Source organism: Sphingomonas carotinifaciens, from assembly GCF_009789535.1.
GTDB classification, from domain to species: Bacteria; Pseudomonadota; Alphaproteobacteria; order Sphingomonadales; family Sphingomonadaceae; genus Sphingomonas; species Sphingomonas carotinifaciens.
Genome location: NZ_WSUT01000005.1, coordinates 2,141,412 through 2,155,978, shown reverse-complemented (window position 1 = coordinate 2,155,978; position 14,567 = coordinate 2,141,412). Strand labels below are relative to the sequence as shown.

19 protein-coding genes are annotated in these 14,567 nt (G+C 68.1%); 2 read left to right on the top strand and 17 right to left on the bottom strand.

Annotation, left to right across the window (positions count from 1 at the left end):
* The 9 genes from nadA to GQR91_RS12230 form a co-directional block, all read right to left on the bottom strand.
* Entirely contained in the window at positions 1–999 is a 999-nt protein-coding gene (gene nadA, locus GQR91_RS12270) for a quinolinate synthase NadA (RefSeq protein ID WP_149681553.1), read from the bottom strand.
* Positions 996–1,724: a DUF4230 domain-containing protein gene (locus GQR91_RS12265; RefSeq protein ID WP_375781563.1), complete on the bottom strand. Its 729-nt coding sequence runs from the start codon at positions 1,722–1,724 to the stop codon at positions 996–998. The genes nadA and GQR91_RS12265 overlap by 4 nt, the downstream gene beginning before the upstream one ends.
* Positions 1,706–2,563 carry an MBL fold metallo-hydrolase gene (locus GQR91_RS12260; RefSeq protein WP_149681554.1) on the bottom strand — a complete coding sequence of 286 codons (858 nt, stop codon included), beginning with the start codon at positions 2,561–2,563 and terminating at the stop codon, positions 1,706–1,708. The genes GQR91_RS12265 and GQR91_RS12260 overlap by 19 nt, the downstream gene beginning before the upstream one ends.
* Before the next feature lie 59 nt (positions 2,564–2,622).
* Entirely contained in the window at positions 2,623–4,224 is a 1,602-nt protein-coding gene (locus GQR91_RS12255) for a M56 family metallopeptidase (RefSeq protein WP_149681555.1), read from the bottom strand.
* Complete coding sequence (locus tag GQR91_RS12250; RefSeq protein ID WP_149681556.1) at positions 4,221–4,589, bottom strand: BlaI/MecI/CopY family transcriptional regulator; 369 nt, start codon at positions 4,587–4,589, stop codon at positions 4,221–4,223. The genes GQR91_RS12255 and GQR91_RS12250 overlap by 4 nt, the downstream gene beginning before the upstream one ends.
* Positions 4,590–4,686: 97 nt before the next feature.
* Positions 4,687–4,833: a hypothetical protein gene (locus tag GQR91_RS12245; RefSeq protein ID WP_160146740.1), complete on the bottom strand. Its 147-nt coding sequence runs from the start codon at positions 4,831–4,833 to the stop codon at positions 4,687–4,689.
* Between the two features lie 54 nt (positions 4,834–4,887).
* Positions 4,888–5,214 carry a Grx4 family monothiol glutaredoxin gene (gene grxD, locus GQR91_RS12240; protein ID WP_112382636.1) on the bottom strand — a complete coding sequence of 109 codons (327 nt, stop codon included), beginning with the start codon at positions 5,212–5,214 and terminating at the stop codon, positions 4,888–4,890.
* A gap of 5 nt (positions 5,215–5,219) precedes the next feature.
* Positions 5,220–5,456, bottom strand: coding sequence for a BolA family protein (locus tag GQR91_RS12235; protein ID WP_149681557.1), 237 nt, complete (start codon positions 5,454–5,456; stop codon positions 5,220–5,222).
* Positions 5,457–5,459: 3 nt separating this feature from the next.
* A complete protein-coding gene (locus tag GQR91_RS12230; protein WP_112382353.1) occupies positions 5,460–5,783 on the bottom strand; it encodes a DUF1476 domain-containing protein in 324 nt (107 codons plus the stop codon).
* Positions 5,784–5,948: 165 nt separating this feature from the next.
* Here GQR91_RS12230 and GQR91_RS19790 point away from each other — a divergent pair, with 165 nt between their 5' ends.
* Positions 5,949–6,080 carry a hypothetical protein gene (locus tag GQR91_RS19790; protein WP_260173122.1) on the top strand — a complete coding sequence of 44 codons (132 nt, stop codon included), beginning with the start codon at positions 5,949–5,951 and terminating at the stop codon, positions 6,078–6,080.
* 16 nt (positions 6,081–6,096) lie between these two features.
* Here the strand turns inward: GQR91_RS19790 and GQR91_RS12225 are convergent, their stop codons facing one another.
* The 6 genes from GQR91_RS12225 to GQR91_RS12200 form a co-directional block, all read right to left on the bottom strand.
* A complete protein-coding gene (locus GQR91_RS12225; protein WP_174236596.1) occupies positions 6,097–7,095 on the bottom strand; it encodes an NADPH:quinone oxidoreductase family protein in 999 nt (332 codons plus the stop codon).
* Positions 7,058–7,687: a 3-isopropylmalate dehydratase small subunit gene (gene leuD, locus GQR91_RS12220; RefSeq protein ID WP_112382354.1), complete on the bottom strand. Its 630-nt coding sequence runs from the start codon at positions 7,685–7,687 to the stop codon at positions 7,058–7,060. The genes GQR91_RS12225 and leuD overlap by 38 nt, the downstream gene beginning before the upstream one ends.
* A gap of 110 nt (positions 7,688–7,797) precedes the next feature.
* Positions 7,798–9,234, bottom strand: coding sequence for a 3-isopropylmalate dehydratase large subunit (gene leuC, locus GQR91_RS12215; RefSeq protein ID WP_149681558.1), 1,437 nt, complete (start codon positions 9,232–9,234; stop codon positions 7,798–7,800).
* A gap of 97 nt (positions 9,235–9,331) precedes the next feature.
* Entirely contained in the window at positions 9,332–9,979 is a 648-nt protein-coding gene (locus tag GQR91_RS12210; protein ID WP_149681559.1) for a 3-oxoacid CoA-transferase subunit B, read from the bottom strand.
* 1 nt (position 9,980) lies between these two features.
* Positions 9,981–10,805 carry an HAD family acid phosphatase gene (locus tag GQR91_RS12205; RefSeq protein ID WP_149681969.1) on the bottom strand — a complete coding sequence of 275 codons (825 nt, stop codon included), beginning with the start codon at positions 10,803–10,805 and terminating at the stop codon, positions 9,981–9,983.
* A gap of 143 nt (positions 10,806–10,948) precedes the next feature.
* Entirely contained in the window at positions 10,949–11,656 is a 708-nt protein-coding gene (locus GQR91_RS12200) for a CoA transferase subunit A (protein ID WP_149681560.1), read from the bottom strand.
* Positions 11,657–11,754: 98 nt separating this feature from the next.
* Between GQR91_RS12200 and GQR91_RS12195 the strand changes: the two genes are divergently transcribed.
* Complete coding sequence (locus GQR91_RS12195; protein ID WP_149681561.1) at positions 11,755–13,407, top strand: thiamine pyrophosphate-binding protein; 1,653 nt, start codon at positions 11,755–11,757, stop codon at positions 13,405–13,407.
* Here GQR91_RS12195 and GQR91_RS12190 read toward each other — a convergent pair.
* Positions 13,385–14,164, bottom strand: a complete 780-nt coding sequence (locus GQR91_RS12190; protein ID WP_446444258.1) for an EAL domain-containing protein — start codon at positions 14,162–14,164, stop codon at positions 13,385–13,387. The genes GQR91_RS12195 and GQR91_RS12190 overlap by 23 nt on opposite strands.
* 161 nt (positions 14,165–14,325) lie before the next feature.
* Positions 14,326–14,508 (bottom strand): CsbD family protein, encoded by a 183-nt coding sequence (locus GQR91_RS12185; RefSeq protein ID WP_112382359.1) that lies wholly within the window; start codon positions 14,506–14,508, stop codon positions 14,326–14,328.
* Positions 14,509–14,567 lie beyond the last annotated feature (59 nt).

Below are 14,567 nucleotides of genomic sequence, written 5' to 3'. Positions count from 1 at the left end.
TCAGTCGCCGGTCACCTTGGCCGGGCCCAGATCGCCCAGCCCCACCGTCCCGCTCGCCAAGCTCAGCATCGCGTCCAGGCTCTTCTTGGCGTTCAGCCGCAGCCCTTCCTCGATCTCGATCCGCGGCTCCAGGTCGCGCAGCGCGATGTAGAGCTTCTCCATCGTGTTCAGCGCCATATACGGGCAGATGTTGCAGTTGCAGTTGCCGTCCGCCCCCGGCGCGCCGATGAAGCGCTTGCCGGGCATCGCCTTTTCCATCTGATGGATGATGTGCGGCTCGGTCGCGACGATCAGCGTGTCGCCAGTCACGGTGGCGGCATATTCCAGGATGCCGCGCGTCGACCCGACATAATCGGCATGGTCGAGGATCACCGCCGGGCATTCGGGATGCGCGGCGATCGGCGCGGTCGGGTACTGCGCCTTCAGCTTCAGCAACTCGGTTTCGCTGAACGCCTCGTGCACGATGCACACCCCCGGCCACAGCAGCAGATCGCGCCCCGTCTTGCGCGCCAGATAGCCGCCCAGATTGCGGTCCGGCCCGAAGATGATCTTCTGCGCCGGATCGATCTTCGCCAGGATCGTCTCCGCCGACGACGACGTGACGATCACGTCGGACAGGGCCTTCACCGCCGCGGAACAGTTGATGTAGGTCAGCGCGATATGGTCGGGATGCCGGGCCCGGAACTCGGCGAACTGCTCGGGCGGGCAGCTATCCTCCAGGCTGCATCCGGCATCCATGTCGGGCAGGATCACCACCTTGTCGGGGCTGAGGATCTTGGCCGTCTCCGCCATGAAGCGCACCCCGCAGAATGCGATCACGTCCGCATCCGTCGCCTGCGCCTTGCGGCTGAGATCGAGGCTGTCGCCGACGAAATCGGCAATGTCCTGGATTTCGGGCTTTTGATAATAATGCGCCAGGATCACGGCGTTACGCTCGCGACGGAGGCGGTCGATCTCGGCGCGGAGGTCCAGGCCGGTCAGATTCGTCTGAATGGTCATGATGCGTTCCCTAGCACCTCTTCCACGGAACGCGAGGTGTCCCAGCGTTCGGTCGACGGCGTCGGCTCGTCGGCGAAGCGTACCTTCACCTGCGCATCGACGCCCGCCGCGCGCAGCGGCATCGCAAAGCTGCGCTCCACCGCCCGCCGCGTCGAGTCCCGCGCCAGCCGCATCGGCGTCGCGTCGCGTGCCTGCCGCACCAGTTCGGCCAGCCCCGCCTTGCGGTTCGCCGCATCCAGCCGCTTCTCGGCGTCGGTAAAGGTGGTGAGCAGGCCCCCCGATCCATATTCCTTGATCGCGCCCAGCTCGACCTGCGGCCCGTCGATCTCGACCGGCGGCAGCGTCACCGACAGGGTGCGCGTATTCGCGTCCCACGCCACATCGCGCTGCTGCAACTTGCCCAGATCGACCTCATAGCGGACGGTGCCCGGCATGATCAGCGTCTTTTCCGTCGAAAAGCCGTATTGCGCCTGCTGCGACGTCACCACCGCGACATAGCGCGCGGCAAAGGCGGATAGCCGGTTCTGCTCGCGCATTCCCTCCAGGCTGGCCCGCGCGATCGTCACCGGGTCGGGGGTCAGGCGCTCGGTCACGTAACGCTGAATGCCCCACATCGCGATCAGCACCGCCAGCACCAAAATGACGACCACGCCCGCCGCCTTGGCCAGAAACGCGGCAATGCCCCCGCCCCGCGCCGGGGTCGCACTCACGCTGCGATCGTCCACGTCTCGCCTTCCTCCCTTACCAGTCCGCGGCCTCGCAGATCATACAGATGCGCCAGCACCGAACGCGCCGCCGCCGGCCACAGCTTGCGGTCCAGCCCTGCATACATCCGCGCGACCATCGCGGGCACCTCGTGCCCCCCGGCGCGCAGCAGCCGCAATATCTGCCCCTCGCGCGCCCGGCGATGGCCCAGCATGCCGCGGACCAGCCGCCGCGGATTTTCCACCGCTTCGCCGTGCCCCGGATAATAGATGCGGTCGCCCCGCTCCATCAGCTTTTCCAGGCTGGCCATATAGGCGGTCATGTCGCCATCGGGCGGCGAGACGATGGTGGTCGACCATCCCATGACGTGATCGCCCGAAAACAAGGCGCCCGTCTCGATCAGGGCGAATGCCAGATGGTTGGAGGTGTGCCCCGGCGTCGCCACCGCCTCCAGCGTCCATCCGGTGCCCCCGACCCGCTCGCCCTCGCCCAACACCCGGTCGGGCACATAGTCCGCATCGAACGCCGCATCCGATCGTGCGCCGGCATCGCTCGGCCCGAAGGGGGCCGCCCCGACGATCGGGGCGCCGGTGATCGCCGCCAGCGGCCGGCTCGCCGGACTATGGTCGCGGTGGTGATGGGTGATGACGATCGCCACCACCCGCCGCCCGCCGATCGCCGCCACCAGCGCGTCCAGATGTTCGGGATCGTCCGGTCCGGGATCGATCACCGCCAGATCCTCGCTGCCGACGAGATGCACCTGCGTGCCCGTATGCGTGAAGGCGGACGGATTGGGCGCCAATATGCGCGTGACCAGCGGCTCGAGCTGGATCGGGAGGCCGGTCGGATGCTCTGCCATGCCCGGCGATGTGGCAAGCGGAGGCGCCGGACGCAAGTCCGCCGCCTCCGGTGCCGCGCTCACTCGTCGTTGGACGCCATCTCGCTGCGCATCTCGACCATCGCCTCGTCGATCCCGGCGAGTGCCGCGCGCCGCTGCTCGCTGCTCATGTCGCGCTGGGCACGGATGCTGGCGCGCGCGGTGTCCAGGCTGGCGAGCGCACTGGCCATCGCCTGGGCACGGATCGCCTTGCTCTTGGCGGCAACCCGCGCCCCCTCGGCGGCGGCCGCCTCGATGCGGTTGGTGCAGACCACCATCGTGCGCTTGCCGCCCTTGGACGACTGGATCACCATCTCGCGGCGCGATCCGCCCATGCCTGGGCCGCAGTTCCGCTCGACCACCTGGGGAACGTTCGGCATCGGCGGCATCGCGGGCATTGGCGGCATCGGCGGGTTCGCCAGATGGGCCATGGATGGCGTGGTCGGCACGGCCGGCACCGCTGGCATGACGGCAATGGCCGGCGGCACGGGCGGGACCGGGGCCGGATGCTTTGCCAGATAGTCTTCGGCCGCCTTGCCCTCATATTCCGTGCGCTTGCCGTTCTTGACGATCACGACATGCGTCCGGCCCTGCCTGACCGAGGGAACCGGCGGCGGGGTCGGCACCGTTGCCGGCGCCGCGATCGCGGGTGCACGGTCGATCGTCGTCAGCGTGACGCCGGTCGCCGCCTCGATCCGGCGGGTCACGGCGGCGGCGGCCTGCGTTCCCGATGCGGTCACCAACAACCCGGTGGTGACGACGCCCACCACCGCCGCGGCCCCCGTCATCAACCGCGTGCGCGACAGGCGCGTGTTCGACAGCATCTTCAGCCGCCCCTTCAGGTCGCTGATCGTATGCAGGTGGCATGCCGCCGAGATCGCACCGCCATGCGCCGCCTTCACAATGGCACAGGCATAGATGTGACGATCCGCGCGGCTGCGCCCGGCCAGCACGAGTGCGTCGTTGGCCAGTTCCTGATCGCAGCGAAAGGCGCGAAACGCCCGCCACGCCAGCGGATTGAACCAGTGCATCGCCAGCACGCCCAGCGCGACCCAGTTCGCCGCCAGATCGCCGCGCTGATGATGGCCCAGTTCGTGCGCCAGCGCCAGTTCGCGCTCATCGGCGTCGTACCGCTCGGCAAAATCGCGCGGGAACGCCACAAAGCGGCGTCCGACCCCGAACGCCAGCGGCCCGGAGGCCCCCGCGCTCTCGATCACGCGCACGCCGTCCACCTCGTCCACCATCCGCGCATCGCCCAGCAGGCGGCGGCAGAAGCGGCGATGCCGCATCAGGTGCACCAGGAAGAATGCCGCCGCGCCCAGCGCCCAGCCACCCCACAGGATCAGCGTCCACGGCACGGCCGCCGCCTCGGGCGCACTGATCGCCGCCGTCGCGACCGGCGTCGCCTCGCTGACCGGCAGCACCAGTCCGCTCACCGCCTCGCTCGCGCGGCTGATCGGCATGGCGACATGACTGCGCCATTCGGCGGGCAATGGCGGGAGCATCAGCCGCAGCGCGGGCAGCGCCCACAGCGCATAGGCGATCTGCGGCCCGAATACGCGGCGCACCGGCCGACGCACCATCAACACCATCGCCATCAACAGGGTGGAGGCGATCAGGGCTTCGACGATCCAGGCGATCATGACTTCAGCTCCTTCAACAGGGCTTCGATCTCGGCGATGTCGTCCGCGCTGAGTGCATCGCGCTCGGCCAGATGCGCGACCAGTGGGGTTAGGCGGCCGCCGAACAGCCGGTCGATCAGCCGCCGCGACTCGCCCTCGACATAGTCGCCACGCGCCACCGCTGGCCGATACAGGTAACGGCGACCATCCTCCTCATGGACGATCGCCTTCTTGGCGAGCAGCCGGCCGAGCAGCGTCTTGACGGTGTTGGCGCTCCAGCCACGGTCGGGGTCCACCCGTTCGGCCACGTCCTGCGCGGTGAGCGGCGCGTCGTCCCACAGCACCTCCATCACCGCATGTTCGGCATCGCTGATGCGCTCGACCACGACTCGCTCCTCTCATCGACTACGCATGTAATCACACCGATTACGAGCGTAGTCAATGCCGGGCGGCGGCCACAGCCCGGATGCTCCGGTCGCTATCCTATCGTAGGATACGGCACTCCTTGCCGCGGTTCCGCCAGGCGTCCAGCGCCTTGCGATCGTCACGCACCGCGCGCAGTGCCGCCAGCAGCGCTTCGCGTGCGCGGCGGTCGTCCTCGCAGGCCGGCCGGGGTGGAAGCTCGGTCATCCTTTGCCCCCGAAAGCAAAGGGCGGATGCCATCGGCACCCGCCCCGTTCATCGTCAGTTCGCGGCGTCGGAGCCTTCGAACAACTGCGCCAGCTCGCCGCTCTCGTACATCTCCATCATGATGTCCGATCCGCCGACGAACTCGCCGTTGACGTAAAGCTGCGGGATGGTCGGCCAGTCCGAATAGGTCTTGATCCCCTGCCGGATGCCCTGGTCCTGCAACACGTCGACGCTTTCGAATTCGACGTTCAGGTGGTTGAGGATCGCGATTGCGCGGCTGGAAAATCCGCACTGCGGAAACAGCGGGCTGCCCTTCATGAACAGCACCACGGGGTTCTGCTTGACCAGCGCGTCGATGCGGGCCTGGGTGTCGTCGGTCATGTCGATCATCCTTGGGGGAGTGCAGTGGTAAGTTGGAGCGCGTGGAGTTCGCCGCCCATGCGGTCGCCCAGCGCGGCATAGACCGCGCGGGTACGCTGGACGCGGTTCATGCCTGCAAAGCTGGCCGCGGTCACTCGCGCAGCATAATGATCGCCGTCACCGGCCAGGTCGGTGATCTCCACCTCGGCATCGGGAATGCCGGCGCGGATCAGCGTGGCGATATCGTCTGCGGCCATCGGCATGGTTCAGCGGCTTTCCATCAATTGGCGGCGGGCTTCCACCGCCTGTTCCTCAAGGGCCCGGCGCACGGTGGGCTCGTCGGCTTCCACCCCCGCCGCGGTCAGGTCGCCGACCAGCTTGCGGATCACGTCCTCGTCGCCGGCTTCCTCGAAATCGGCCTGCACGACCGCCTTGGCATAGGCGTCGGTTTCCGCCGGGGTCAGTTGCATCTGCTTCGCCGCCCATTGCGCGACCAAGCGATTGCGGCGGGCGGTAATGCGGAACAGCATTTCCTGATCCCGCGCGAACTTCGCCTCCTCGGCGCGCTCACGGTCGTCGAACATGGTCATGCGGCGGTCCCCTTTTCACTCTACCGGCGAGATAGGGGGCACAGGGGCCGGACGCAACGCCTGCCATGCGCGGGCGCGGGCGATGCGACGAAGGGTGGAACCAAGGTCCATTTCACCGGTATGTTAGATACGGGATGTCCATAACGACACCAAAGGAGAGAGACCATGACCCGCCATTTCGGCCCCGCGCCCGCGCTCAACCACTCGCCGCCGGTCATGGTGGGCTTTGCCTTCGGGGCGCTGATCTCGCTGGCATTATGGGCCGCGATCGTCGCCCTGGTGCTTGCCGTCGCCTGAGCCACTTGCGGCCGCGTCAGGCCAGTTCGACGACCAGCTTTCCCGTCGCGCCACGCGCCGCCAACCGGGCGATCGCCCGCCCGCCATCCTCCAGCGCGAACCGCTCGGTCACCCGCGGCGCGATTCTACCTTCCGCCCATAAAGCCATCAACGTCGCCACATGCGACCGGTTGGCCTCCGGATCGCGCGCCGCGAACGCGCCCCAGAACACGCCGCACACGTCACAGCTTTTCAGCAGCGTCAGGTTCAGCGGCAGGCGCGGAATACCCGCCGGGAAGCCGACCACCAGATAGCGCCCTTCCCAGGCGATGGCACGCAACGCCGGCTCGGCATAATCGCCGCCGACCGGGTCCAGGATCACATCCGCGCCGTGTCCGCCCGTCGCCGCCTTGAACGCATCGGCGAGTGCGCGTGACTGGTCCTTGTCAAACGGCGCCCGGCCATAGACCAGCGTGTCGTCCGCGCCCGCCGACCGGGCCACCCGGGCCTTTTCCTCCGAAGATACCGCGGCGATCACCCGCGCCCCAAGTGCCTTGCCCAGTTCGATCGCCGCCAGCCCGACGCCACCGGCCGCACCCAGCACCAGCAGCGTCTGCCCCTCGCGCAGTCGTCCGCGATCGACCAGCGCATGGATGACGGTGGCATAGGTCAGCAGCAACGCCGCGCCCTCGGCGAAATCGCGCTCCGCCGGCAGCGCGAACAGCCGCGGCGCATCCACCACCACCCGCTCCGCCAGGCCGCCGAACCCGGTCACCGCCAGCACCCGGTCGCCGACCGTCCAGCCCTCGACGCCCTCGCCGACCGACTCGATCACACCGGAAATCTCGCCGCCCGGCGCGAAGGGGCGCGGCGGCTTGATCTGGTACCTGTCCTCGATGATCAGGACATCCGGATAGTTGATCGCGCAGGCATGGATACGCACCACCACCTGGCCGCGCCCGGCCACCGGGTCGGGCAGGTCCGCCAGCTCCAGCGTGTCAGGTCCGCCGATACTCCGCGACAGCAACGCCAGCATAGCCACTCCTCCCGGCGATCCATGGGCGATGGTCGTCCATCGTCCCTTCGAACCGGCCAATGGCTTCATCCTGTGCCAGCGTCAGCCCGATCTCGTCCAGTCCTTCCATCAGGCACCGGCGCCGGAACGCATCCAGTTCGAAGGGAAAGCGATCCTGGAACGGCGTGGTCACCGTCATCGATTCCAGGTCGACGGTGATCGGCTGCTCGCGTGCCACCTCGACCAGCCGGTCGATCGCCGCCTGCGGCAGGACGACGGGCACGATGCCGTTCTTGAACGCGTTGCCCGAGAAGATGTCCGAGAAGGACGGTGCGATCACCGCCCGCACGCCCATGTCCGCCAATGCCCAGGCGGCATGTTCGCGGCTCGACCCGCACCCGAAATTGTCGCCGGCGATCAGGATCGGCGCACCGGCATAGCGCGGATCGTCGAAGATGTTGCCCGGCTGCGCGCGCACCGTCTCGAACGCGCCGCGGCCCAGGCCCGCGCGGGTGATCGTCTTCAGCCAGTGTGCCGGGATGATGACGTCGGTGTCGATGTTCTTGGCACCCCAGGGATAGGCGGTGCCCGACACGGCAGTGACCGGTTCCATGGCTCAGCGCTTCGCGGCGACGCTCGCCGAGGGTCGTGCCACGCCGGCGGTATAGGCGGCCACGCCGCTGGCCACGGCACCGGCGACCAGCAGAACAAGAACGCGCTTCATCACACTTCTCCCATCAATTCACGGACGTCGGCAAGGCGTCCGGTGACGGCCGCGGCGGCGGCCATCGCGGGCGATACCAGATGCGTGCGCGCACCGGGACCCTGCCGACCGACAAAATTGCGGTTGGAGGTGGAGGCACAGCGCTCGCCCGGCGGCACCTTGTCCGGATTCATCGCCAGGCACATCGAACAGCCCGGCTCGCGCCATTCGAACCCGGCCTGCACGAAGATGCGGTCCAGCCCCTCGGCCTCCGCCTGTCGCTTGACCAGCCCCGAGCCGGGCACCACCAGCGCCCGCACCCCGTCCGCCACGTGCCGCCCGTTCGCCACCGAGGCGGCGGCGCGCAGATCCTCGATCCGGCTGTTGGTGCAACTGCCGATAAAGACATGCTGCACGCCGATATCCTGCATCGCCGTGCCGGGTGTCAGCCCCATATATTCCAGCGACTTGCGCGCCGCCGCCTGTTTGGACGGATCGGCAAAGCTGTCGGGATCGGGCACGACCCCGGTGATCGGCACCACATCCTCCGGGCTCGTCCCCCAGGTCAGCGCCGGGGCGATATCGGTCGCGTCCAGCACCACGCTGCGGTCATAGCGCGCGCCCGCATCGCTCGGCAGCGTGCGCCACCAGTCGACCGCACGGTCCCAGTCCGCGCCCTTGGGCGCCATCGGCCGCCCCTTGAGATAGGCAAAGGTCGTCTCGTCCGGCGCGATCAGGCCGGCGCGCGCGCCCCCCTCGATCGACATGTTGGCGATCGTCAGCCGCCCCTCGACCGACAGGCTGCGGATCACGCTGCCGGTGAATTCGATGACATGGCCGGTGCCGCCCGCCGCCCCGATCCGCCCGATGATCGCCAGGATCACGTCCTTGGCCGACACGCCGAAGCCCAGCGTGCCCTCGACGCGCACTTCCATGGTCTTCGACGGGGACAGCAGCAGCGTCTGCGTGGCGAGCACATGCTCCACCTCCGACGTGCCGATCCCGAAGGCGAGCGCGCCCAGCGCCCCATGCGCGGAGGTATGGCTGTCCCCGCACACCAGTGTCGTACCCGGCAGGGTGAAGCCCAGTTCGGGCCCGACGACATGGACGATGCCCTGCTCGGCGGCGGTCGCATCGATATAGTCGATGCCGAATTCGGCGGTGTTCCGGCGCAGCGCATCCAGTTGCTGCGCACTTTCCGGGTCCGCGATCGGCAGCAGGCGCCCGGCGGCATCGGTGCGCGGCGTCGTCGGCAGGTTGTGGTCCGGCACCGCCAGCGTCAGTTCGGGCCGCCGCACCCGGCGCCCGGCGGCACGCAGCCCCTCGAACGCCTGCGGGCTCGTCACCTCATGGACGAGGTGACGGTCGATATAGAGCAGGCAGGTGCCGTCGTCGCGCCGTTCCACGACATGCGACGCCCAGATCTTTTCGTACAGGGTCTGCGGATAGGTGGCCATGATGGCCGCCCGTTAACGCAAATCGCGCGCCGAACCAAGGGGCGGCGCAAGTATGTTGCGGAAATCACCGCCCATGTTGCGCGTCCCCTGATTCCGCTCAGGCCGCGATCGCCACCTCATAGGCCGCGGTGGTCTTCGCCGCGACTTCCTCCTGCGTCACGCCCGGCGCCAGCTCGATCAGGCGGAACGCGCTGTCGTGATCGGGGCGCTGGAATACCGCCAGATCGGTGACGATCATGTCCACCACGTTGCGCCCGGTCAGCGGCAGGGTGCAGGCGGGGATGAACTTCGCGCTGCCGTCCTTGGCGTTATGCTCCATCACCACGATGATCTTCTTGACGCCCGCCACCAGGTCCATGGCGCCGCCCATCCCCTTGATCATCTTGCCCGGGATCATCCAGTTGGCGATGTCGCCATTTTCCGCGACCTCCATCGCGCCCAGCACGGTCAGGTCGATATGCCCGCCGCGGATCATCGCAAAGCTCTGCTCGGACCCGAAATAGGCGCTTTGCGGCAGCTCGCTGATCGTCTGCTTGCCGGCGTTGATCAGGTCGGGGTCGACCGCGTCGTCATAGGGAAACGGGCCGATGCCCAGCATGCCGTTTTCGGACTGCAACGTCACCTCGACCCCGTCGGGGATATGGTTGGCGACCAGGGTCGGAATGCCGATGCCCAGATTGACGTAGAAGCCGTCGCGGAGTTCCCTGGCCGCGCGCGCGGCCATCTGGTTGCGATCCCATGCCATGTCATTGCTCCCCTGCGGGTGTCCAGCGAACCGCTGGCGGAAAGATGTCGTCGACGCCGCCCTTCAGCGCCGATCCGTAGACGGGGTTGGGCAGCACGAACCACCCCGCGCCCCAGCGACCGGCGATCGGCGCGGCCATCACGGCGGCCCGGCGCTGCCCCGGGGTCAGCCCGGCGTTGAACAGGTCGGAAAAGTCGGTCAACTGGTCGCCACCCATGGCGATTACGCAGTAGCGCCGGGCAATGGTTGCGCGCCGTCCGTCCTTCTTCGACCCGCCGGCATCGTCGCCCGCCAGGAACAGCGTTTCGCCGTGTCGCGCCGGGCCCAGCCCCACGCCCTCGATCGCCGCTTTGGTCTGTGCGGCATTGCCCACCGCGCGGTTGGTGTTGAACACCACCGTCACGCCCATTGCGCGCAGTGCGTCCAGCCCCATCTTCGCGCCCGGCACCGCCGCCACCTGGGTCACCCCCGTCCGCTCCCACGCATCCCAGCGCTTCTGGTCGAAGGCACGCCCGCCGACCGCGTCATATTCGAAGCCCAGGTTCAGCAGCACCGTCTCGTCCACGTCGAACACGGCGGCATAGGGCTTGGCCCCGCAGGCCACATAGCGCGGATCGGATAGCGTCGCGCCCGGCGCCAGCACCACGCTGTCCGCCGGCCGTGCCTTCACCGTATCGCGCGCATAGCGGACCAGATCGTTCCACGCCTGCACGCTGATCGCGGCACCCTCGCCGGACCCGTAGAGATACTGGAACTGTGCCGGCGCGCCCGCCGGCGCCACCGGAGCCGCCACTGCAGCACCGCCCGGCGAGGGCAGCGCGGTCATCCCGGTGATCGTCAGCGTCTGCCCGTCGACCTGATAGGTCTGTCCCGGCTTGGGCAGCGCCACCACCGGCTCGGCGCGCCGCGACGCACAGCCGGCGAGCAGCACTGCCGCAGCGGCGCCGATCGCGATCCGCGCCTTGCCTGTCACGCCGCCGGCCGCTCGCGCACGGTGCGGAACTCGATCTTCTTGTCGTACGGGCTGCCGACGATCATCCGCTTTACATAGATGCCCGGCAGGTGCACCTGATCGGGGTCCAGCGTGCCCACCGGCACCACTTCCTCCACCTCGGCGACGCAGACCTTGCCCGCGGTCGCCATCGGCTGGTTGAAGTTGCGCGCGGTCTTGCGAAAGATCAGGTTGCCCGCCTCGTCCGCCTTCCATCCCTTGATGATCGACAGGTCGGCGCGGATGCCGCGCTCCAGGATGTAATCCTCCCCGTCGAAGCTCTTCACCTCCTTGCCCTCGGCCACCAGCGTGCCGACGCCCGTCTTGGTGTAGAAGCCCGGAATGCCCGCGCCCCCCGCCCGGCACCGCTCGGCAAGCGTGCCTTGCGGACAGAATTCCACCTCCAGCTCGCCGCTCAGATATTGCCGCTCGAACTCCTTGTTCTCACCGACATAGCTGGAGATCATCTTCTTGACCTGACGGGTACGGAGCAGCTTGCCCAGCCCCTCGCCATCGATGCCGGCATTGTTGCTGGCGATGGTCAACCCGGTGGTGCCCGCCGCCTGGATCGCGTCGATCAGCCGTTCCGGAATACCGCACAGGCCGAACCCGCCCGCGCAGATCGTCATGCCGTCGAACAGCAATCCGTCTAGCGCTGCGGCCGCATCGGGATAGAGTTTGCGCATGCTGGTCCCTCTCGTTTGTGCCCGCGTTAGGCGGCGGGCCTGATCCCGGTCAACCCATCGCTTGGCAGCGGCCCGGCTGCCGCGCTAGGCTATCGGTCATGACCAAGCGTACCGGTGGCCGCATCCTCGTCGACTCGCTTCTGGCGCAAGGATGCGACCGCATCTTTACGGTGCCGGGCGAAAGCTTCCTCGCGGTGCTGGACGCGCTGCACGATACGCCCGCAATCGATCTCGTCACCTGCCGGCAGGAGGGTGGCGTGACCTTCATGGCCTGTGCGGACGGCACGCTCACCGGCCGCCCCGGCATCGCCTTCGTCACGCGTGGTCCCGGCGCCACCAACGCGTCGATCGGCGTCCATGTCGCGCGGCAGGATTCGCAGCCGATGATCCTGTTCATCGGCGATGTCGATCGCGGCACCCGCGACCGCGAGGCGTTTCAGGAAATCGACTTCCAGGCGATGTTCGCGCCCATCGCCAAATGGGCGGCACGGATCGACGATGCCCGCCGCATTCCCGAATATGTCGCCAGAGCCTATGCCACCGCGATGAACGGGCGCCCCGGCCCGGTGGTTCTCGCCCTGCCCGAGGATATGCTGTGCGATATGGTCGACGCGACGGATCGGCCCCGCGTCGAACGCTGCGACCAGTTTCCCCCATCCGTCGCACCGGTGCTGGAGCAGCTGCGCGCCGCCCGCAACCCGCTCGCGATCGTCGGCGGCGCCGGTTGGAACAGTGCGGCCAGTGCCGCCTTTGCCGGGTTCGCCCGCAACTGGGGCCTGCCCGTCGCTGCCGCCTTTCGCCGTCAGGACGCGATCGACAACGCGGCACCGGTCTGGGCCGGCAATCTCGGCTACGGGCCCAATCCCCGGCTGGTGGAGCGTGTCCGCGCCGCCGATCTGCTACTGGTCGTCGGCCCCCGGCTGGGGGAGGCGACCACCGATGGCTATACCCTCGTCAACCCCGACCATCCCGGCCAGACGCTGATCCACGTCCATCCCGATCCCGCCGAACTGAACAGCGCCTACCGCGCCGACATCGCGGTCTGTGCGGGCATGTGGGAGTTTGCCGACGCACTCGCCGCGGCCGAACCCCCGATCGAACCCTCCCCTGCCGCCGCACAGGCTCATGCCGAATGGCAACGCTGGTCCACCCCGGCCCCGCGTGAGGGCGTCGCCATGGACCTCGGCCCCTGCGTTGCCGCGATGCGCGAGGCGCTTCCCGCCGACACGATCATCTGCAACGGCGCCGGCAATTATTCGGGCTGGTGGCATCGCTACTGGCCCTATGCCGGCCCCGGATCGCAGCTTGCGCCGACCGCCGGCGCGATGGGCTATGGCGTCCCCGCCGCGGTCGCCGCCGCGCTGCGCCGCCCGAATCGCATGGTGGTCGCACTCGCCGGCGATGGCTGCTTCCTGATGAACGGACAGGAACTCGCCACCGCGGTCCAGCATGATGCGCAGATGCTGGTCATCATCGTCGACAACGGCGCCTATGGCACGATCCGCATGCATCAGGAGCGGGAATATCCCGGCCGCGTCGCCGCCACCCGCCTCGCCAATCCCGATTTCGCCGCCCTCGCGCGCGCCTATGGCTGCTGGGCGGAAACCGTGGAGCGGACGGAGGATTTCGCCCCCGCGCTGGCGCGTGCACAGGGGCAACGCGGCGTCCGCCTCCTCCATTTCCGGACGGATGTGGAGGCGATCACCCCCGCCGCCACGCTGGCCGCGATCAGGCGGCGACCGGCAGGGTGACGCCCGGCAGCGCCTCGAACGCGGGCCTTGCCAGCAGATAACCCTGCACCAGGTCGATCCCCAGCGAGCGGACCGCATCCAGTTCGCCGCGCGTCTCGATCCCCTCGGCGATCATCGTCACGCCCAGTCTCGTGCACAGCCCCACCATCGCCTCCACGATCATCCGGCGCGGCGCGCTGCTGTCGATGCCGCGCAGCAACTCCATGTCCAGCTTGATGAAATCGGGCCGAAAGCGAGCGAGCAGGCCGAGTCCGGCATGGCCGGCACCGAAATCGTCGAGCGCGGTCACGAAGCCCATCGCCTGATAGGTGTCGATGATGTTTTGCACATGCGCGGCATCGGCCATGCGCTCGGTTTCGGTGAATTCGAACATCAACCGGTCGATCGGCAGGTGGTTCGCCGCGGCCGTCTTCAGGGTCAGCTGGATGCACGCCTTGGGCGAATAGACCGCATTGGGCAGGAAGTTGATCGACAGCTTTGCGCCATCCGCCAGCAGGCCCGCCGCCACGGCGCATTCGATCGCGGCCACCCGGCATTGCTGGTCGAAAGCATAGCGGTTCGCGTCGGTAACGCGCCCCAGCACCTCGGCCGCCCCCGCGCCGTCACGCCCCCGAACCAGCGCCTCATAGGCCCAGGTCCGCTCCGTGCGCATGTCCACGATTGGTTGAAAGGCCATCGACAGCGCGAAATCGGGCGCGTCGCCGGATCGACAGGCGACACAGGCGCCGACCCGGTCGAAGGTGTGCGACATTTCCATCGCGCCACCGTTAGCGGCGAAATGCTTAACATCATCCTGACCAACCGATCGCATCGTCGCCGCCCCCCGCCATCCCCGCACGTAAGAACCCCGCGCACGACAAAACGGCCGCCCCGGCATATCCGGGACGGCCGCTCCGTCAACTGTTCCACAGTCGGGGCTTAGATGTCGTCGCCCAGCGCACCCTTAACCTTGCCCTTGAACTGCTCGCCCTTGCCTTCGACCTGCTGGCCCTGGCCCTCGGCCTTCAGTTCCGGGTTGTTCTGGTGGTCGCCGATCGCTTCCTTCACCTTGCCGACGGCTTCGTTGATGTTGCCCTTGATCTTGTCGGTCAGCTCGCCCATTCCTGCCTCCATTATGCGGCGACACCGACATGGTGCCGCAAAATTCGTGACAGGAAAAC